Origin of the sequence: Nocardia cyriacigeorgica, from assembly GCF_005863245.1 — a bacterium.
In the GTDB taxonomy this organism is placed as follows: Bacteria; Actinomycetota; Actinomycetes; order Mycobacteriales; family Mycobacteriaceae; genus Nocardia; species Nocardia cyriacigeorgica_C.
Genome location: NZ_VBUT01000001.1, coordinates 459,484 through 478,901, shown reverse-complemented (window position 1 = coordinate 478,901; position 19,418 = coordinate 459,484). Strand labels below are relative to the sequence as shown.

At 67.7% G+C, this 19,418-nt stretch carries 18 protein-coding genes; 5 read left to right on the top strand and 13 right to left on the bottom strand.

What is annotated here, in order from left to right; all coding sequences use genetic code 11:
• Positions 1-80 precede the first annotated feature (80 nt).
• On the bottom strand, positions 81-389 hold the full coding sequence (locus tag FEK34_RS02040) for a putative quinol monooxygenase (RefSeq protein ID WP_138446144.1): 309 nt from the start codon (positions 387-389) through the stop codon (positions 81-83).
• A 171-nt stretch (positions 390-560) separates the two neighbouring features.
• Here FEK34_RS02040 and FEK34_RS02035 point away from each other — a divergent pair, with 171 nt between their 5' ends.
• A complete protein-coding gene (locus tag FEK34_RS02035) occupies positions 561-1,061 on the top strand; it encodes a hypothetical protein (RefSeq protein ID WP_249358745.1) in 501 nt (166 codons plus the stop codon).
• Positions 1,062-1,113: 52 nt separating this feature from the next.
• On the opposite strand, the gene FEK34_RS02030 is transcribed toward FEK34_RS02035, so the two are convergent.
• From FEK34_RS02030 to FEK34_RS02010, 5 genes are all read right to left on the bottom strand, one after another.
• The gene (locus tag FEK34_RS02030) at positions 1,114-1,893 is read right to left on the bottom strand and encodes a metallophosphoesterase (RefSeq protein ID WP_138446142.1); all 780 of its coding nucleotides are present in this window, start codon (positions 1,891-1,893) and stop codon (positions 1,114-1,116) included.
• 247 nt (positions 1,894-2,140) lie between these two features.
• Positions 2,141-2,911 carry an RluA family pseudouridine synthase gene (locus tag FEK34_RS02025; RefSeq protein WP_138446141.1) on the bottom strand — a complete coding sequence of 257 codons (771 nt, stop codon included), beginning with the start codon at positions 2,909-2,911 and terminating at the stop codon, positions 2,141-2,143.
• Between the two features lie 57 nt (positions 2,912-2,968).
• A complete protein-coding gene (locus FEK34_RS02020) occupies positions 2,969-3,976 on the bottom strand; it encodes an adenylate/guanylate cyclase domain-containing protein (RefSeq protein WP_138446140.1) in 1,008 nt (335 codons plus the stop codon).
• A 70-nt stretch (positions 3,977-4,046) separates the two neighbouring features.
• On the bottom strand, positions 4,047-6,116 hold the full coding sequence (locus tag FEK34_RS02015; protein WP_138446139.1) for a CocE/NonD family hydrolase: 2,070 nt from the start codon (positions 6,114-6,116) through the stop codon (positions 4,047-4,049).
• A gap of 144 nt (positions 6,117-6,260) precedes the next feature.
• Positions 6,261-6,857 (bottom strand): class I SAM-dependent methyltransferase, encoded by a 597-nt coding sequence (locus FEK34_RS02010; protein WP_138446138.1) that lies wholly within the window; start codon positions 6,855-6,857, stop codon positions 6,261-6,263.
• A 91-nt stretch (positions 6,858-6,948) separates the two neighbouring features.
• Here FEK34_RS02010 and FEK34_RS02005 point away from each other — a divergent pair, with 91 nt between their 5' ends.
• On the top strand, positions 6,949-7,533 hold the full coding sequence (locus FEK34_RS02005; protein WP_036542196.1) for a helix-turn-helix domain-containing protein: 585 nt from the start codon (positions 6,949-6,951) through the stop codon (positions 7,531-7,533).
• Here FEK34_RS02005 and FEK34_RS02000 read toward each other — a convergent pair whose 3' ends face one another.
• Together FEK34_RS02000 and FEK34_RS01995 are read right to left on the bottom strand one after the other, a co-directional pair.
• Positions 7,534-8,700 carry a thiolase family protein gene (locus FEK34_RS02000; RefSeq protein WP_138446137.1) on the bottom strand — a complete coding sequence of 389 codons (1,167 nt, stop codon included), beginning with the start codon at positions 8,698-8,700 and terminating at the stop codon, positions 7,534-7,536.
• A gap of 92 nt (positions 8,701-8,792) precedes the next feature.
• Positions 8,793-9,674, bottom strand: a complete 882-nt coding sequence (locus tag FEK34_RS01995; RefSeq protein ID WP_138446136.1) for a universal stress protein — start codon at positions 9,672-9,674, stop codon at positions 8,793-8,795.
• A 205-nt stretch (positions 9,675-9,879) separates the two neighbouring features.
• On the opposite strand from FEK34_RS01995, the gene FEK34_RS01990 reads away from it, so the two are divergent.
• On the top strand, positions 9,880-10,191 hold the full coding sequence (locus FEK34_RS01990) for a pyrimidine/purine nucleoside phosphorylase (protein WP_138446135.1): 312 nt from the start codon (positions 9,880-9,882) through the stop codon (positions 10,189-10,191).
• Positions 10,192-10,245: 54 nt separating this feature from the next.
• Here FEK34_RS01990 and FEK34_RS01985 read toward each other — a convergent pair whose 3' ends face one another.
• Positions 10,246-11,457, bottom strand: a complete 1,212-nt coding sequence (locus tag FEK34_RS01985) for a PucR family transcriptional regulator (protein ID WP_138446134.1) — start codon at positions 11,455-11,457, stop codon at positions 10,246-10,248.
• Between the two features lie 391 nt (positions 11,458-11,848).
• Between FEK34_RS01985 and FEK34_RS01980 the strand changes: the two genes are divergently transcribed.
• Together FEK34_RS01980 and FEK34_RS01975 are read left to right on the top strand one after the other, a co-directional pair.
• Positions 11,849-13,585, top strand: a complete 1,737-nt coding sequence (locus FEK34_RS01980) for an aldehyde dehydrogenase family protein (RefSeq protein ID WP_432760922.1) — start codon at positions 11,849-11,851, stop codon at positions 13,583-13,585.
• A gap of 28 nt (positions 13,586-13,613) precedes the next feature.
• Positions 13,614-15,203 carry a GMC family oxidoreductase gene (locus tag FEK34_RS01975; RefSeq protein WP_138446133.1) on the top strand — a complete coding sequence of 530 codons (1,590 nt, stop codon included), beginning with the start codon at positions 13,614-13,616 and terminating at the stop codon, positions 15,201-15,203.
• A 180-nt stretch (positions 15,204-15,383) separates the two neighbouring features.
• Here the strand turns inward: FEK34_RS01975 and FEK34_RS01970 are convergent, their stop codons facing one another.
• The 4 genes from FEK34_RS01970 to FEK34_RS01955 all read right to left on the bottom strand — a co-directional run bounded on the left by FEK34_RS01970 (position 15,384) and on the right by FEK34_RS01955 (position 19,176).
• On the bottom strand, positions 15,384-15,662 hold the full coding sequence (locus FEK34_RS01970; RefSeq protein WP_138446132.1) for a hypothetical protein: 279 nt from the start codon (positions 15,660-15,662) through the stop codon (positions 15,384-15,386).
• Positions 15,663-15,791: 129 nt separating this feature from the next.
• Positions 15,792-17,399, bottom strand: a complete 1,608-nt coding sequence (locus tag FEK34_RS01965; RefSeq protein WP_138446131.1) for a BCCT family transporter — start codon at positions 17,397-17,399, stop codon at positions 15,792-15,794.
• Between the two features lie 62 nt (positions 17,400-17,461).
• A complete protein-coding gene (locus tag FEK34_RS01960; RefSeq protein WP_171047999.1) occupies positions 17,462-18,421 on the bottom strand; it encodes a transporter substrate-binding domain-containing protein in 960 nt (319 codons plus the stop codon).
• Between the two features lie 80 nt (positions 18,422-18,501).
• Positions 18,502-19,176, bottom strand: coding sequence for a DsbA family protein (locus FEK34_RS01955; RefSeq protein WP_249358761.1), 675 nt, complete (start codon positions 19,174-19,176; stop codon positions 18,502-18,504).
• Positions 19,177-19,418 lie beyond the last annotated feature (242 nt).

The window sequence follows — 19,418 nt, the reverse complement described above, 5'->3', positions numbered from 1 at the left end:
CCGCGAGCCACCCCTCGAGCGTGCGCCGTCGCTGGTGTCGGTCGACGGGTCTGCTTAAACCGCTTGCGCATGAGGCATCCTCACGCCGGGTAGGGGCTCAGCATCCTTCCCGGGAGGGTTTCAGGCGCGGCAGCGAGATGTTCGGGGACCGCCTCCAGGAAACGCTGGAGTAGCGGTGTCGCGTTGTGCCGATCCAAGTCATCCTGTGTCCGCCACACCTCGTACAGGAAGAAGCGACCGTCCTGCTGCTCGTGCAGGTGGTATTCGAGGTTCCCGTCGTGGCTGCGGGACGGCTCGACGAGCTCGATGAGCAGCGCCCGGAGAGCTTCGGAGCGCCCGGGCTTCGGGGTGAGGAATCCGTACAGCGATACCGGCTCGTTCGTCGTCATGGCAGACACCTTTCGTCGCGGCACCCGATCAACCTCGGCAGTGCGCGCTGTATTCCGGCAAAGCCGCGCTCGTGCTCGTGCCCGGCAAACGGCGCCGAGCCATAGGATTCGGCGTCAGTTGCGTTCAGGCGAGGAGTGGGTGTGGGACGGACGAAGCCGTTGATCGGGCCGATGGCGCTGGTGTGGACCCTGGGTGTTCCGGTCGCGGCGTTCTTCTTCATGGCCGGCACCGTGAAGCTCGTTGGGGCGCTGGCCGACCTGTTCGGTCCGGACCTCGCCACAGTGCTCGTTCTCCCCGCGAGCGCGCTCCTGGGGATCCCCGCCTGGATGCTGCTCCTGAGCGTGGCATGGCGGCTGCGCCGCGACTACGTGCGCCGCGTCGGGAGCCCGGTGGAAGCCGTCGTGGTCGAATCCGACCTGCGATGCAAGCACAGCCGCGCCTTCTTCGGCTTCGATCTGTGGCGCGTGCGGATCGAAACCCGGTTCGTGCACCCGGACACAGGCGACGAGGTCCGCGTGCGAAAGGAATACTTCTACCACCAATTCCGCGAATCCCGAGCCCGCGCAATGGTCGAACAGCTGCACGCAGGGGCGACCCTGCCAGTGGTGGTCCACAAGAAGTCGGCCATCCTCGAGATCCCCAAAAGACCGGTCTGGACCGATATCTGGTGAATCGGTGTCCGCTGCTGAGACCACCTGTGACGATCAGCTCATGCCCTGACCCTCAGTACGGCGCGACGCCGATCCATCCACCCATCGGCACACTGCGGAAATGTGTTGTCAGGGCGTGATTTTCATCGATGACGTGCAACGCGACGGCCGGGTCCGGCGCGTAGTCCATCACGCGGTCGGGCAGCGCCAATTCCCATTCGCCGCCGAGGACCGACGCGGTGCTCGGCGCTACGAGGAGGGGTTTGCCGGCGAAGGTGGTGGTGGCGGCGGAGTGGGCGTGGCCGGTGAGGACGGCGAGGATACGGTCGTCGGCGGCCACGAGTTCGGCCAGGCGGCCGGGGTCGGCGAGGGCGATCTCGTCGACGACCGGGCTGTAGAGGTGGGCGGGCGGATGGTGCAGCGCCAGCAGGATCGGGTCGTCGGCGGGGGCGTCGGCGAGGACGCCGCGCAGCCAGTCGTAGGTGTCGTCGGTGAGGTGGCCGCTGGGTTCGCCGGGGATGCTGGAATCGAGCAGGACCACCGTCAGCGGGCCGACCCGATGGGCGTGGTTGATCGGTTCGGCCGACGACGGCAGTCCGAGCAGAACCTCGCGGAACGCGCCGCGATCGTCGTGGTTACCCGGCAGGGCGTAGACGGGGATATCGGCCTGGAGGGCGATGCGCGCTTCGGCGTACTGATCGGGTTTACCGGAATCGGTGACGTCGCCGGTGACCAGGATGGCGTCGGGTCGCCGGCGTAGATCGGCCAGATAGGCCATGACCCGCTCCGCCCGCTCGACATTGCGGGGTCCGAGATCGAAATGTGTGTCGCTGACCTGAGCCACCAGGATCATGCCCATCTGCTTTCTCTGGGGGATCGCTCCATTGCGAACAGAGTGCACCGCACCTCCCGCAGTGCCATGTTTCAGGCTAGTTGACCAGCGGAATCGTTGTCGCCATGAGGCTCGCCACCTGGATTTCTGTTACCGCGAGATCGTGTTGCGCCTCATAGTGAACCGTCCAGCGAGGATCGGCACGGCCTGTAAGTGAACGCCGCCGGCCACACCCGGAACCTCTGCTGACCGCACCTGCGATCAGCGATCATCCGAGCCGGTCTGCTGTGCTACGCAACAGCTCGGCCGCGGTGCCCGGTTCGACCGCCAGCGGCGCCCAGAAGGCGTCACCGGGCTCCGCCTCGAGGTTCAACTCCGGCGGGGTCCGCCAGTCCGCCGCCAGCCACAACCGCCAGGAATGCAGGTAGGTGCGGTCGTGAGTGCCCGATTTGTCGAACAGCGGATCGCCGGCGATGGCATGGCCGATCCAGGCCAGGTGGACGCGGATCTGATGACGCCGTCCGGTGACCGGGCGCAGCGCGAGGACGGTGTAGTCGCCGTGCCGCAGCACGGTCGCGAAACGAGTCGTGGATGGGTAGTTCTTGGTGTCGAGCAGATCGCCCGGCTCCACGTACCAGCGGTCCCCGGAGACCTGAATGCTCTCCCTCGGCGCCGCGATCCGCACCCGGTTCTTGCGCCCGACACTCAGCGGCAGCTCGATGGTTCCGGCGTCGGGCAACTCGCCCTCGGGTGTCGCGACGATCGCGAGATACGTCTTCCGCGCGGTCTGCCTATTGAACTGCCTGGTCAGCTGCCCATGCGCGGCGAGATCCTTGGCCAGCAGCACCACACCCGACGTCACCTTGTCGATGCGATGCACCGGATACAGCGTCTCGCCGACGGCCGCCGCGGCCTGCACGATATCGGTGTCGTGCCGTTCGCCGGTCACCGAGATCCCCGCGGGTTTGTTCAGCGCGACGATCGCGTCGTCCTCGGCGATACGGCAGCGTTCACGCAGGTCGGGCCAGTCGATATCCACCGGGCCGAGCCTAGATGAGCGCCCACTAAGCCTCCCCGTCGCTGGGCAGGATCGGGCTCACCGGTTCTTCCCATTGCGCCGCAGCACGTGCGGCCGCAGCCGGTTGAATCCGCGTACCCGCACACTGCGCAGATGCCGGATGGCGAATTCGGGTTCACCGGCGAGTTCGGCGGCCGCGGCGTCATCGACGAGGACGGTGCCGGGCCGCGCCACGCCGGTCAGCCGGGCCGCGATGTTCACCACCGAGCCGTACAGATCCCCGAATCGCTGCAACACCGGCCCGTAGGCGACGGCGACGCGCAGTTCGGGCGTGGTGCCGACGGTCATGGTGCTCTCTTGAATGGCCACCGCGATCCGGGCCGCCTCGACCGCGGTTTCGGCGGCGAACATGACCTCGTCGCCGACGTTCTTGATCACCCAGCCGCCGTTCTCGGTGATGGCGGCCGTGGTGGTGGATTCGAACGCCTCGAGCAGCGTGGACAGCTCATCGGGGTGCAGATGCCTGGTCAACCGGGTGTAGCCGACCATATCGGCGAACCCGACGGCCAGCTCCCTGGTCGAATCCGCGGCCGTGCCCGCGCCGTCGAGCGAGCGGGCCAGGGCCGCGGCCAGATGCCTGCGCCAGGCGTAGGCGTGCAGTTCTTCCAGGATCTGCACCGTCGCCTCGGTGGCTTGGCGGGCGATGGTGGCCGGATCGGCGTCGGGATCGGCTGCGGCCACGCGGCGGGTGATCTCGTCGAGCACCAGATCCACCTGCCATTCGGCCAGCCGCGCCATCGATTGGCCGATGGTGCGGGCGGTCGCGGCCTGCTGGCGCAGATCCGTCGACGCGAGCACGCCCAGTTCCCGGAACTCGCGCACGGCGCGCACGTCGGCGTCGGTGTAGTCCAGCGTCGCCTCGTCACCGCCCGCGGGGAAACCGAGCGCGACCCACAGCCGGCGCGACACCTCGACGGGCACACCGGTCTGGCGTGCGACGTCGTCGCGGTTGTAGCGGCGGGTGCCGTCCAGCAGGTACGTCTCGACGACCGACTGCACCAGTTGCGACATCTCCGGCGACACCATGTCCGAAACCCTACGGGTCCGCGCGCTGCCGAACGAGGGTCTTGCGACGACATTGTGGCCTCACACGAAATCACCGGAAGGCGATCGGCCTGTCGGTCGGCAGATTGACGAAACTCGGCGCGTTCGGATCGAGCACCAGATGCTGCGGTTTGAGTTCGCTCGCATTGAGCATCGGCCGGAACGCCAGCGCCTTGGGCGAATTGCCCGCGAAGACGTCCACCCGCAGCCGATGCCCGGGTTGCAGGACGGCCTGGGTCGGGATGACCGCGATATCGAGGGTGATCGCCTCGCCCGGCGGCACCGGAAGCACGCTGTCGAGGGTGATCGGGTTATGCGGTGCGGTGAGATCGCCGTTGGCCGAGCGGGTGCTCTTGGCCTCGTCGATCGCGCGCAGCGACGAGGTGAGCTGCCCGGTCGAGAGCACCGTGGACGTCCCGTCGGGCGCCACATCGTTGACGGTGACGTTCCAGTACCCGTCGGCGGCATCGTGCACGGTATTGAGATGGACGTTGATCGGCCCGGAAATCACGGTCGGCTCGATGATCTCGGCGCTGGTGAAGGTGAGCCCGTTGCGCTCGGCGATCCGGGAATCCTTGGCGCAGGCGTCGATCACCGCGGTCATGCCCGCCGAACCCTGCGCGGCGTCGCGCGAGCACGCGGTGGTGAGGCCGGGCGCGACGGTGAGCCGGGTGGTCTCGGGGGCGGGCGCGGCCGTCAGCGAGCCGTCGTGCAAGCTGTCGCGGGTGGTGCCGCTGGGCGCGCCGGACAGATAGACCCGCCGATGCGTCATGCCCGGCTTCGGGAATTCGCTGAGGGTGACCCAGCCGCCGCCCTGCTCCCACACCGTGACCGGCCCGAATCCGGTGACGCCGTTGTCGATGTCTTTGAGCCAGTGGTCGAACCAGGCCCGCTGCAAGACGTCGAGCCGTGCCGGTGCGCCCGGAACGCCGGTGCCCGCACCGGGATTGGCGTGGTAGGTGTCGCCGACCACCAGCTTCTTCTGGTCGACGGGCAGCGGGATGGCGTTGTAGAGAGTGGTGGCGCTGTTGGCGAAGATGTCGTGCCAGCCGCCGTAGACGAAGGTGGGCACGCCGACCTTCTCGGGATGGCCCATGATCCCTTCCCGGAAGGCGCTGTCCTCGTCGAGCGCGGCCGACAGCGCGGGCGGCACATTGTGCAGCGAGGGCGTCAGCAGGGCCTGGGCCAGGAGGTCGAAGTTGGTGAGCGGATCGCGGCGGCGGTCGTTGAACCAGCGCCAGTCGAAGGTGCCGTTCAGCATCGAGCTGATATCGGGCAGCAGTTTGGCGTTGTTCACCGAGTTCAGCCACATCGGCAGGAAGGTGGTGCCGATGCCGCCGCCCGGCGCCACCACATCGCGCATGAGGTCGCTGCCGGGTTCCACCGGGAAGATCGCGCGCAACGACTTCGGCGGATTCTCCGCCGCCCGTAGCTGATTGATGCCGGAGTAGGAGCCGCCGCTCATCGCGATGCGGCCATTGGACCAGGGCTGGGCCGCCGCCCAGTCGATCACCTCGCGGGTGTCGAGCTGTTCGCGTGCGCCGAGGGTGTTCCAGGTTCCCTGGGAGAATCCGGTGCCGCGCACATCGGCGACGACCTGGGTGTAGCCGCTGCGAATCAGCTTGCGGTCCAAGCCGAGCACGGTCTGGATGGTGCCGCCGTCGAGGGCGTGCAGCAGGTCCTCGAAACCGCTGACCGGGGTGCCGGACAGGTTGATCCGGCCCACCAGGTCCATCGTCAGCTGCTGCAATCCGGGCATCGAGACGGCCGAATCGATCAGGTTGGTCATGAGTTTCGTGTACGGCGTGAGGTTGACGATGGTCGGCAGCGGCGCCGTCTCCACCTGGCCGTCGGCGCGGATCGGCCGGTACACGTTCGCCTTGAGCACCACGCCGTCGCTCATCGTGATGGGTACGTCCCAGTCGATGTGCACATCGGGGTAGGGCTGTGGGCCGTCGTGGGTCTGAGTCCACTGGCGCGCCAGTTCATCCGGCGCGACGGCGGGTGCGGGTGTCTCGTAGGCGACCGTGTTGTCGGTCAGCGTCGCGACCCCGGCCGCCCCGCCGGTCAACAGGATCACGAACGCTGCCGCCACACCCTGGACCCGCCGGGTCAACCGCATCGACACCCCTCCGCCTCATGGTTCACGCATCCGGCGCACATGTGATACAGACCATAGCAATCGGCTCTGGAAACCTGGGGATGACTCGCCAGCGGAGGCGGCGGTGTCGGCGAAGAGCGTGGCGGTTTCTCGGAATCGGGCCGGTCAGCTCGCCGGCTTGCGCTGGGCGCGCAGCACCACATCGCCGGTGTGGTGGGTTCCCGGCGGGCCGGGACGGGTGCGTGGGCGGGCCGAATTCACCAGCACCGTCCAGTCGTCGCCGAGCAGCTCGGCGATCTGCTCGGGCTGGTAGTAGTCGCGCGGGTCGAAACCGTGTTCGTGATCCGGCGGGAAGTCGGCCGGATCGTGACCGACGACGAGCAGCGTGCCGCCGGGGGCGACCGCATCGATCAAGCCGCGGATGGTGGCGTGATCGGGTTCGAGCTCGATGGGGAAGTAGTGCGCGGAGACCAGGTCGAACGCGGCCGGAGGCGGCGGAACGGTCGTGAGATCCGCGTGCGACCAGGCAACCTCGTCGCTGGTCGCGGCGGCACGTTCCAGCGCCACCCGCGACACATCCACCGCGGTGACCTTCCAACCGTGTTCGGCCAGCCAGCGGGCATCGGCGCCCTCACCGCACCCGACATCCAGGGCCTGCCCAGGCGCGAGGTCGCTCACCTCCGCGACGAGCACATCGTTGGGAAGCCCACTGAACAACTGTTCGCGGCTGCCGTACATCTCGTCCCAGAACTGCTGGTCCATCGCGTTTCTCCGTCTGTCGGTTCGGTCCGGACCAGCATGCGAGCAACCATGCGAACTTGACAAACAAATTTGCCAGAACTGCAATATCGGTATGGATCGGGATTTCGACGAGGTGATCGACGCGGTGGGTCCGCGGCTGCGTGAGCTGCGCCGTCGCAACGGCACCACGCTCGCCGCGCTGTCGGAACTGACCGGCATCCCGGTGAGCACGCTGTCGCGGCTCGAGTCCGGACAGCGCAAACCGAGCCTCGAGCTGCTGCTGCCGTTGGCCAAGGCGCATCAGGTGCCACTGGACGAGCTGGTGAACGCGCCCGAGACCGGCGATCCGCGCGTGTACGCGCGCCCGTTCACCCGCAACGGCCAGACCGTCATCCCGCTGACGCGCAAACCCGGCGGGCTACAGGCCTGGAAGCAGATCCTGGCCGGTCGGCCCGCCGACCGCGAACCGGACCCGCGCACCCACGAGGGCTACCACTGGCTCTACGTGCTCAATGGCAAACTGCGCCTGATCCTCGGCGACCGCGACATGGTCCTCACCGCGGGCGAGGTCGCCGAATTCGACACCCACCTGCCGCACTGGTTCGGCAATGCCGACGAACACCCAGTCGAATACCTGAGCATCTACGGTCCGCAGGGCGAACGCTTCCACATCAGGGCCCGCTACCGGCCCGAATGACTACAGCCGTTCGATGACGGTGGCGTTGGCCAAACCGCCTGCCTCGCACATGGTTTGCAGGCCCCAACGGCCGCCGGTCTGCTCCAGGTGGTTGACCATGGTGGCCAGGATGCGGGTGCCGGACGCGCCGAGCGGGTGACCGAGCGCGATGGCGCCGCCGCGCGGATTCAGCTTGGCCGGGTCGGCGCCGACTTCGTGCTGCCACACCAGCGGCACCGGTGCGAAGGCCTCGTTGACCTCGTAGGCGTCGATGTCGTCGATGCCGAGCCCGGCCTTGTCCAGCGCCTTACGGGTGGCGGGCACCACGGCGGTGAGCATGAGCAGGGGATCGTCGCCGACGACGGCGAACGAATGGAACCGCGCCCGCGCCCGCAGCCCGAGCTTGCTCGCCATCCGTTCGCTCATGATCAGCGCGGCCGAGGCGCCGTCGGTGAGCGGGGACGAATTGCCCGGCGTGATCGACCAGTCGATCTCCGGGAACCGCTTCTTGTAGGTCTCGTCGACGAAGGCCGGCTTCAGTCCGGCGAGTTTGTCGACGGTGGTGGCGGCGCGAATGGTTTCGTCGGCGTCCAGCCGTCCGGCGGTGACCAGTTCATTGGCGAACCCGCCCGATTCGGCGGTCTCGGCGGCCAATCGGTGTGAGCGGGCGGCGAACTCGTCGAGGCGCCCGCGATCCAGCTTCCAGCGCGCGGCCAGCAGTTCGGCGGAAATGCCCTGCTGAACAAGGCCCTCGGGGTAGCGGTGCGCGATCGGGCCGCGGTTGGCGTCCTGGCCCGCGGCATTGGAGAACATCGGCACCCGGCTCATCGACTCCACACCGCAGGCGATGGCGATGTCGTAGGCGCCGGAGATCACGCCCTGCGCGGCGAAATGCGCGGCCTGCTGGCTGGATCCACACTGCCGGTCGACGGTGGTGGCGGGCACCGATTCCGGGAACCCGGCGGCGAGCACCGCGGTGCGGCTGATGTTGAACGCCTGCTCACCGCTCTGGGTGACGCAGCCGCCGATCACATCGTCGACCAGGGCGGGGTCGAGGTCATTGCGGCCGAGGAGATCCGAGAGCACCCCGGCCAGCAGGTTGGCGGGATGGACGTCGGACAGTCCGCCCCCGGCCTTTCCCTTGCCCGATGGTGTGCGCACGACGTCGACGATGACCGCGGTCTCCATGACCAACTCCTGACTTCCGGCCGACCGGTCAAGTTAATGACCATTCCGCAGTAAGTTAACACGGATTCGCTCGGTTCGGCCAGAGTGGAGGCTCACGCCCGCACGATGATCACCGGGCATTCCACCGAGTGCAGCACCGATTCGGAGGTGGAGCCGAGCAGCATGCCGGTGAACCCGCCGCGCCCGTGGCTGCCGAGCACCACCAGCTGCGCGTTCTCGGCCTCACGCGACAGCGACCGGGCGGGGCGGTCGCGTTCGAGCACGCGCTGCACGTCGACGTCGGGGTAGCGCTCGGAGTAGCCGGCCAGCGCCTCGGCCAGGGTCGCGGCCTCGATGTCTTCGCTGTCCACCCAGTCGAGCATGGGCACATCCATGCCGGTCACATCGGTCCACGCGTGCAGCGCGATCAGCCCGACGCCGCGCCGGGAGGCTTCGTCGAAGGCCAGTTCGATGGCGGGCTTGCTGTTGCGGGTGCCGTCGACGCCGACCAGCACCGGTTTGGCGGCGGACACCACGTCGAGGGCGGAGACGTCGCGAATCACCGCGACCGGGCACTTCGCATGCCTGGTCACCGCCGTACTGACCGAGCCGAGCAGGCTGCGCCGGTATGCGCCGAGCCCGCGACTGCCGACCACGATCATCACCGCATCGGCCGACCGCGCGAGCAGGTACGGCACGATGCGGCCGTCGACGAGCTCGGTCGTGACGCCGGGCACCTCGCTCTTCTTCGCCACCTCGGCGGCCCGCGTCAGGGTCTCCTCGGCGCGGCGGCGGGAGCCGGCGATGTCCTCGGCGGAGAACAGCACGCTCGGGCGCATATCCGAGGGCAGTTCCGGTGAGCAGACGATGGCGAGCGGCCGGGCCCTCGACGCGGCGTCGGCCGCCGCCCACGCCACCGCGTGCATGGACTGTGGCGATCCGTCGACGGCCACCACGATCGGAGCGTCGGCGGGCATGATGCGTGGATTCGACATGGCGGGCCTCCGGTTGTCGAGGCCGGACCGGGCGAGCATCCGACCATGGCGGGCGCGGTTGATCTCATCGGTGACGCTTGCGCTCAGCCTAGCCGTGGAATCGTCGTGCGGAGACCGGGTTCGGGTGGGTGGGGTGGCTGATCGCCGGGCGCCGCACCGGGCTGAAGTAGGCTGACGCCCTCCAGCTCACCACGGGAAAGAGATCATGTCGCAGTTCGAGAATGTCAGCGTCGCGAAGAAGGCCAACGTCTACTTCGACGGGAAGTGCGTCAGCTACAGCCTCGAGCTGCCCGACGGCACCAAGAAGTCGGTGGGCGTCATCCAGCCCGCGACCCTGACCTTCGGTACCGCGGCACCCGAGGTCATGGAGTTGATCGAGGGCGAATGCGCGGTCACCTTCGCCGGTGCGGACGAGGCCGTGGTCTACAAGGCGGGGGAATCGTTCTCGGTGCCGGGCGACAGCTCGTTCGACATCGAGGTGCGCCAGACCATGCACTACGTCTGCCACTACGGGTAGTCCGCGCGGACTCTGCCCAGCGAACCTCCGTTCGGGGATCGGCCGATACGACAGCTAGTCCGAGGTGTCGGCCGGCGTCGCCTCCGGTCCGAGGAGCGTGATCGCCTGTAGCGCCAGATGCAGCTCGGCGGACTGCACCGGGTCGGTGGTGTCGCGTCCGGTGAGATCGCGCAGCTTGCGCAACCGGTAGCGCACGGTATTGCGATGGCAGTGCAGCTGTTCGGCGGCCGCGGCGGTCGAACCCGCGCAGTCGTACCAGGCGTGCAGTGCGGCGATCAGATCGTCGCGTTCGGGTTCCGGTAACCGCAGCACGGGCCCGAGGATCTGGGCGGCGGCCTGCCTGCTCGCCTCCGGCAGCATGACCAGCAGGTGCGCGACGGGCTGATCGCCGAAGCGGACCGGGGTGCGCGCGCCGGGCCGGGCGCTGCGGGCCGCCAGCCGGGCTTCGCTGAGGGCGCCCGGAATGCCTTGGGGGCTGGTGAAATTCGTGCTCAGGCCGATCCGGCCGTCGACGAGATCGGCCAGCTTCGCCACCGCCTTCTCGATCCCCGCGGGCGATGCAGGGCACAGCAACCCGACGTGGGCGTCGATCTGCGAATCCCACACCGAGCGCACCCCGGCATCTTTCATCGCGCCGACCAGGTTGCCGGGCAGTGCGGCACCTGGATCGGCGGGCTCGATCGACACGACCGCGTAGGTTCCGCTCTCCGGCAGGCCCAGGGTGCGCAAGGCCGTCAACGCGCGGGCCGGATTGCCGGAGTTGTCGTCGAAAAGTGTGCGGATCAACCGGCTCTGGGTCTGGGCATCGGCGTGGGCGAGCAGGATCTCCGTCTCGCGATAGGCCTCGACCGCGGTGTCGGAGTAGGTGTCGATGAGTTCCCACAGCTCGGTGGCGAGGTCACGCAGTTCGGGGTCGCCCGGCGCGACCGAACGGGCGGTGAGTTCCTCCCAGATCATCCGCCCGCCGAGCCGGAAGGCGTGCAGGAGGGCGGCGATGGGGACCCCGCGTTCGGCCTTGAGCCGGCCGACCGCGCGCGCCGGTTGCAGCCGGGCGGGGCGGCCCGCGAGCGCGCTGATGATCTCGGTCAGGTTGGCCAGGCACGCCTCGCGCAGTTCCTCGGCGGTGAGCAGACCGGGGTCGGCGTAGGAATGGTCGGCGACGGTGATCCTGGTGACCAGCTCGTCGGCCATGGGCTCGACATCCGCGAGCAGTTCCTGCGCGAGCCGGGGCGCGCGTGTCGGGGCGGTCGGCGGTGGTGCGGTCACCTCAGCAGACTACGCGTCCGGGCGTGACTCGCGCCACATCGTGTTGTGCATGGACACAAATCCGGCGGCACAGGCTGCGGTTGTCGAAACAGGTGAGGATTCTGCACCGGCCGGCGTCGGGCATCGGGTTGAAGGTTCAGCCTGTCCGATGTAGTTGGTTAACCCTCGGCAAAGGTGTGCGTCGGGCGCTTGATTGGTGGTGTCCCTGCCCGGTCTGGCCGCGGCATTCAGGCGATCGGATCAGCGCCGGGTCAGTGGTGGGCTCTCCGGGTCGTTTGTGCGCGGGCACAAAGCCGGCGGGTGTGGTCCACAACCGCGGCACCTGGTCTGGGCAGTGTTCCCCGTCACACACTGGGAACGTCCCGTCCGCGGGAAGCCCACCCAACCGCTCATCCACCCTGGAGGACCGAACGTGGTTACGAACCTGGCGCCATCGACTCATGCCGCCGTCGATGCGGCCCTGTCCGAGCTCGTCGAGGGCGAGAAGAGATGGGCGGCGCTGCCGCTGGAGGGCCGGCGCGAACTGCTCGACCGGATTCGGGAACTCACCGGGCGGCACGCACAGGAGTGGGTGGACGCGGCCGCGGGGATCAAGGGGCTCGCGCCGTCGTCGCCGCTGGTCGGCGAAGAATGGATGTCCGGCCCGTACGTGCTGGCCGCCGCGCTGGGCGCGCTGTCGGGCACCCTCGATGCGCTGGCGCACGGCAAGAGCCCGCTCGACAAGGCCTCCTTCGGGGCGGCGGGCGATCACGTCACCGTCGATGTCCTCCCGGCAAGCCATTTCGACGCGCTGCTGCTCAACGGATTCAGCGCGCAGGTGTGGTTGCAGCGTGGCGTGAGCAGTGCCGCGGCCAAGGCCAATGCCGGTCTGGCCCAACTCGATCCGCGCCGCACCAACGGCATCGGCGCGGTCCTCGGCGCGGGCAATATCACCTCGATCGCGCCGTTGGACACCCTCTACGAGTTGATCGCGCACAACCGAGTCGTGGCGCTCAAACTCAACCCGATCACCGACCCGCTGCTGCCGGTATTCGGCAAGATCCTCGCGCCGCTGATCGAGCTCGGCGCGGTGCGGCTGCTGACCGGCGGGGCGGAGGTGGGCGGCTATCTGGTCAACCATGATCTCGTCGCGCACGTCCATATGACCGGCAGCGCCAAGACCCATGACGCGATCGTGTGGGGGACCGGCGCCGAGGCCGCCGAACGGAAACTGGCCGGAACCCCGAAGCTGACCAAGCCGGTCACCAGTGAACTCGGTGGTGTCTCGCCGACGATCGTGCTGCCCGGCGATTGGAGTCCGGCCGATATCGCGTTCCAGGCCGAGCATGTCGCGACCCAGCGGCTGCACAACGGCGGCTACAACTGCGTGGCGTCGCAGTCGCTGATCATCTCCGCCGACTGGCCGCAGAAGAAGCAGTTCCTCGACGCGCTGCGCACCGCGCTCGCGAACGCGCCCGCCCGCCGCGCCTACTACCCGGGCAGCGACGACCGCGTCGCCATGGCGCTCGCGTCCTACCCGCGAGCCGAACGCCTCGGGCCCGACGGCAAGCGGGTGCTCGTCACCGGGATCGAGCCGTCCGCGCACGAACCGCTGCTGTCCGACGAATATTTCGCGCCGGTGCTCGGTGTGGTCGAACTACCGGGAACGGGAGCGAGTTTCGCGCGGGCCGCGGCCAGGACGGCCAACGACGAATTCACCGGCACGCTCGGCGTCAACATCATCGCCAAGCCGGACACCATCACCGAACTGGGCGCGGCCTTCGACGAACTGATCGAGGACCTGCGCTACGGCACCATCGCGATCAACGCCTGGACCGGCGTCGGCTATCTGACGCCGACCGCCTCCTGGGGCGCCTTCCCCGGCCACACCCTCGACGACGTGCAGAGCGGCATCGGCGTGGTGCACAACGCGTGGCTGATCGACCGGGTGCAGCGCACCGTGGTGCGCGGCCCGTTCCGTCCCGCGCCGCGGTCGCTGCTGCACGGCGAGTTCGCGATCTCGCCGAAGCCGCCGTGGTTCGTCGGCAACAAGACCGCCGCAGGCACCGGCAAACTGCTCGCCGGATTCGGCGCCGACCCCGGCTGGACCCGGCTGCCCGCGATCTTCGTCTCCGCGCTGCGCGGCTGAGCCGACTCACACCACGACTGGAGAAATCATGAGCACCAACAGCATTGCCGATTACGTCGTCGTCGGTACCGGGTCCTCGGGTGCGGTGGTCGCCGCGCGCCTCAGCGAGCGCTCCTCCGACACGGTGATCGCCCTGGAGGCAGGCCCCGAGGACAAGAATCAGGCCGTTCACATTCCGGCCGCGTTCTCCAAGCTGTTCCAGACCGACCTGGACTGGAACTATCTCACCACCCCGCAGCCCGAACTCGGTGACCGGCAGATCTTCTGGCCGCGGGGGAAGATGCTCGGCGGATCGTCGTCGATGAACGCGATGATGTGGGTGCGTGGTTATGCCGCCGACTACGACGAGTGGGCCCGAGCCGCGGGGGAGGGGTGGTCGTTCGCGAACGTCGTCGAATACTTCAAGCGCATCGAATCCGTCGAAGGCGCGGCCGAACCCGACGAGGGCCGCGACGGCCCGCTGCACATCTCGCACCAGCGCAGCGCGAGCCGCTGGACCGCCGATTTCCTGGCCGCGGCCGAGCACGCCGGTTTCAAAACCGAGCGGGCCAACCTGCCGCAGCCGGAAGGGTTCACCCAGACCATGGTGTGCCAGCAGCGCGGCGCCCGCTGGAGCACCGCCGACGCTTACCTGAAACCAGCACGCAAACGGCCGAACCTCACGGTGATCACGGGCGCGCAGGCGACCAGGGTGTTGTTCCAGGGCAACCGTGCCGTCGGCATCGAATACCGCGAGAACGGTGTGATCAGGACCGTGCGCGCCCGCAAGGAAGTGGTGCTGTGCGGCGGTGCGATCAACAGCCCGCAGCTGCTGCAACTGTCCGGCATCGGTGATGCCGAACAGCTTCGCGCGTATGGCATTCCGGTGGTACACGACCTACCCGAGGTGGGCCGCAACCTCACCGATCACCTGATCTCGCTGATCGGTTTCGCCGTCGATTCCGGCACCCTGTTCGACGCGGAGAAGCCGCTCGAGCTGATCAACTACCTGGTCCGCCGGCGCGGCATGCTCACTTCCAATGTGGGTGAGGCGTACGGGTTCGTGCGCAGCAGGCCCGAGCTGGAGCTGCCCGATCTGGAGATCATCTTCGGACCCGCCCCGTTCTACGACGAAGGTATCGGCGTCGCACCCGGTCACGGCATCGCGATCGGCCCGATCCTGCTGCGGCCCCGCAGCCGCGGCACCGTGACGCTGGCCTCCGGCGATCCGATGGCCAAGGCCGTCGTGGACCCGAAGTACCTGTCCGACAGCGACGGCGCCGACCGCGCCGCCCTCATGGCCGGGCTGCGCACCGCGCACCGCATCATCACCTCCGAGCCACTCGGCGCCAAGATCGGCCGCTTCCTCCAGCCCAAACGTGAGCAGCCGACCATCGAGCAGACCCTCGAAGACGCCCTCACCTGGCATTCGCACACCCTCTACCACCCGACGAGCACCTGCCGCATGGGTACCGACGCCGCCAGCGTCGTCACCCCCGACCTGAAGGTCCGCGGCGTCGAGGCCCTGCGGGTAGCCGACGCCTCGGTGATGCCGGCCATCATCCGCGGCCACACCCACGCCCCGGCCGTGGTCATCGGCGAAAAAGCCGCCGACCTCATCACCGCCGCCAACCGCTGAGTAATGCGGCACAGGAATTCTGTGCCGCATCAGGATCAGAACTCGAGCTCGGTCCAGGGAATATGAATCGGGAACGGATGCTCGAAGTCGATGCCGCTCGTCTCGCCCGGAAACCACTCCGCCGCAATGATGTAGTTGGCGCGGCGGAGTGGGCGGACGCCGTCCGGGAGCTGGGCAGGGTTACTCGTCCTCGTCCGAGCCCTCATAGCCGTCATCGCCGTTGTCCGGTTCGGGTGGTCCCGGATTGTAGGTGTGCTGGCCCGGGGACGGCGGGCTCGCTGGTTGCGGGGCCTGAGTCGCCGGTCCGGAGGAGGGCGGGCTCGGGGCGGGCTGGGCGTTGAGTTCGTAGACCTTGGTGGGTGTTTCCTCGGCAGTACCGGCAGGACCGACGAGTACGGCGGTGGCCACGCCGACACCCATGACGGCAATCGCGGCGGATAGAGCAGGGAATGTACGCACGTATCTCTCCTATCGTCGGAACGAACACGGAAGGATCACGCAAAACGCACCTGCATCGAAAATGATTGCCTGATTGGAGAAAGTGCGCCACCGAATCGCGGAATTCGCCCATGACGGCGGCGAGTAGGGTCAGTTTTCGGGCCGGTACTTTCTCGACACCGATGCGCTGCGGGCCCGGATCTTTTCGGTGCTCTTACCCACCATCGTCACCCGCGCGGCTTTCACATCCGCGCGCAACTCTTTCCCGAGCCCCACGCACATCGCCACCAGAATCAAGACGAATGGTGAGGCGACAACGATGGCGCCCCATTGCAGCGCGTCCAGCCCGCCGACCACCAGCAGCGTCAAGGCGACGGCGCCGACGAGCAGGCCCCAGGCGATCACCAGCCATTTCTTCGGCTCGTCGGCGCCCTTCGAGGAGAAGGTGCCGAGCACGATGGCGCCCGCGTCCGCGCCGCTGATGAAGAACACACCGGCCAGGATGATCACCGCGATGCTGGTGACGGTGGACAGCGGGAAGGCCGCCAGCACTTCGAAGAACGCGGCTTGCGCGCTCTCCGACGCGACCGCGGCGATATCGCGTTCCCCGCTCAATTGCAGATCCAAGGCCGCGCCGCCGAGAATGGAGAACCACACGATGGTCGCCAGGCTCGGGGCGATCAGCACCCCGAACACGTATTCGCGGATCGTGCGGCCGCGGGAGATCTTCGCCAGAAAGCTGCCGACGTAGGGCGCCCAGGAGATTCCCCAGGCCCAGAAGAAGACGGTCCAATCCTGCATCCACTGTCCGTCGGCGAAGGCGCCGGTCTCGAATGACATCGGCAGGAAGTTGAAGATATACCCGCCCATCGCCTGCGACAGCAGATTGAAGATGAACGAGAACGGCCCGAGCACCAGAATGAACAGTCCGAGCGCGATGGCGAGCAGCGTATTGAAATCGGCGAGGCGTTTGATGCCCTTGTCCACGCCGGCGACCGCCGAGAAGATGAAGGCCGCGGTCAGCAATCCGACCACGAGAACCAGCACCAGCGTGGAACTTTCGATATCGGAGATGAATCCGAGCCCGGCGATGATTTGCAGTGTGCCGAGGCCGAGCGTCACCGCATTGCCGACCATCGTGGTTACGATGACCCAGGTGTCGATGCCGCGGCCGGCCAACCCGTCGGAACGCTTGCCCATCAACGGCTTCAGCGTGGCGCTGACCAGCGACGGACGCCCCTTGACGATGGTCGTGTAGGCGAAGGCGAGGCCCGCGACACCGAAGAACGCCCACGGATGCAGCGCCCAATGGAAGATCGAGTACTGCATGGCGACCACGGCCGCCGCGTCGGTGCGCGGCTCCGGACCGCCGGGCGGCGGCTCCGCCCACAACGTCACCGGCTCGTAGGCGCCGTAGAAGATCAGGCCGATGCCGACGCCGAGGGCGAACATCATCGCGATCCAGGAGAACGTCGAGTAGGCCGGTTCATCGCCGGGATTCCCGAGTTTGACCCGGCCGTATTTGCTGAACGCGAGATAGAGAATGAAGAACACGAATCCGGCCGTCGACATGACGAAGACCCAGCCGAATTGCCGTGCGATGAAGGCGTAGATGTGTTCGCCGGCCACCCGCATCTCGTCTGAGAACGTCACGCCGACGACCAGGAAAAGTACCGTCAGCGCGGCGGCGGTGATCGTGACCGGCGCATCGATGCCTGCGCGCCGGTTCCGTTGTTCTTGCCCTCGTGAATCTTTCATTGATTCCCCACATCAGCCGAGGCGAGTTGCGTTGGGCGTTCGGGTCGATCCTGCGAGCGGTTCTATCGTGGTAGCGGGCCGCGGAGGCCGCCGCCGCTGTCGATTGTGCACAGATCTTCGGTGCGGACCGAAGGGTCCGGCATTTCGGCCGCGGTGAATCCATACGGTGCGGTGAGTTCGAGTATCCGGCCCTCCCGGCGGAGCACCGCCAATTCACGGTTGTAGGCGTCCCGCAGGGAACCGTCGGTTTTCCGGAATCCCGCGGCACCGCAGCCGAGCCGTGGTTTCCCGTCGACGACGGCGGTGAACGGTGGTGTCGATTCGACCTCGCCTGCCCAGACGGCCGGGCCGCCGTCGGGGCCGGAGGGCCGAGACTGTCTGGCGCGTTCGAGCATGGCGCGCAAGGAAATACCGGTCAGCGCAAGGGCGTCGACCTGTCCCTGCGCGACCTGTGCGAGGCCTTCGTCCTGGCCGCCGACCACGCGGATCTTCTTGTCACTGACGCCGGCTCCGCGCGTATACGACTCTTCGACCGCACCGGCCAGCACGGCGACGGTCGCACCGGTGCGGGCCACCGAATCGAAATCGGTGAGCTGCCTTGGGTTACCACGACGCACCAGTAATGCCGATTGCGCGCAGTAGATCGGTTCGCTGAAGGCGATCTGCTCGCAGCGCGCCTTGTTGACGAACATGCCCGCCGATATCACGTCGAAAGCCCCTGAATTCACCCCGCCGATCAAACTGCGGAACGGCACGAGCACGCCTTCGAGCCGGTCGACCCCGAGCCGCTCGAATACCGCGCGATCGACCGCGGGAATGGCGCCGACGAGGCCGTTGTCGTCGTAGGCGTAGGGCCGCTCGCCGGAATACCCGACCTTGACAACTCCCGCGTCTCTGATCTTCTCCAGAGTGTTGCCCAGCCCGACCGCATCACATCCGCCGAGCAGTCCCGGCACCGTGAGCAGGCCACCTCCCACCGCGGTGACCTGCAAGAATCGTCGTCTAGACCAGGTTCGCGCCATGCCGCCATCCCTCCGCCGACAACGTTGTCCGCCCCATGATCCACCCGCGGGGGCGGCTCGTGCGGGAGTTCGCGGCGAACTTATCGCGCGGCCTCGATCACCGAGGCAAGGCCGCCGGGAGTCATGAGGGCGTTGCGGTCGGTGACTTCCTCGTCGTTGACGTAGACGGTGGGCGTGCCGCGGATTCCGGTGGCGAGGGTTTGCGTGGTTTTCGTGCGCAGATAGGTGTCGTACTGCCGGTTGGTAATGCATTCGGCCACAGCGGAATCGGTGTAACCGGCGGATTCGGCGATATCGATCAGGTCGCTGTCGGGCAGGCCTTCGCCGCCCTCGACCGGCTGCTGGGCATACATTTCCGACAGCCAGCTCTGGTAATTGTCCAGGCCGCTGTTGGCGACGCAGAACGATGCGTTGCCGGCCCGGGAGGAGTATTCGGTTTCGCTCATGCTGTCCAGGAAGGTGATGACGCTGTATTCGGCGGCCGCGGTGCCGTCGCGCACGACGTCTTCCAGCACCGAACCGTTGGCCTCCTCGAAGGCCTTGCAGGCGGGGCATTGCAGGTCCATGACGATTCGGACGGTCACCTTCGCGTCCTCCTCGCCGACCCGCACCGCGCCGTCGGCCAGCACATTCTTCGGGGTGGAGCCGTCGGCCATCGCGGTCGCGGTGCCGGTGATCTTCGTCGTTACCGCGCCGCGCGCCAGCAAACCGATGCCGACCGCGGCGGCGACCAGGGCCAACACCAGAAAAGGCATAAGCACGACCAGGAGTCGATGATTCGACTGCTGCTTCTGCGGCGGCGGCCACCCGCCCGGATAGGTGTTCAATTCCCATGCTTCCGGCTCGCCCGACATTCCCGGGTCAGCCTAACGGGAGGCCGCGCGCCCGTCGCTGAGGCGGCAGATCAGCAGGTCACGGGCCGGCTGACGACAGAACTCGCGGGTGTCGGTTTCGTCCAAGACATCGCCGTTGGCCGTTCATAAGCTTGGCCACGAGA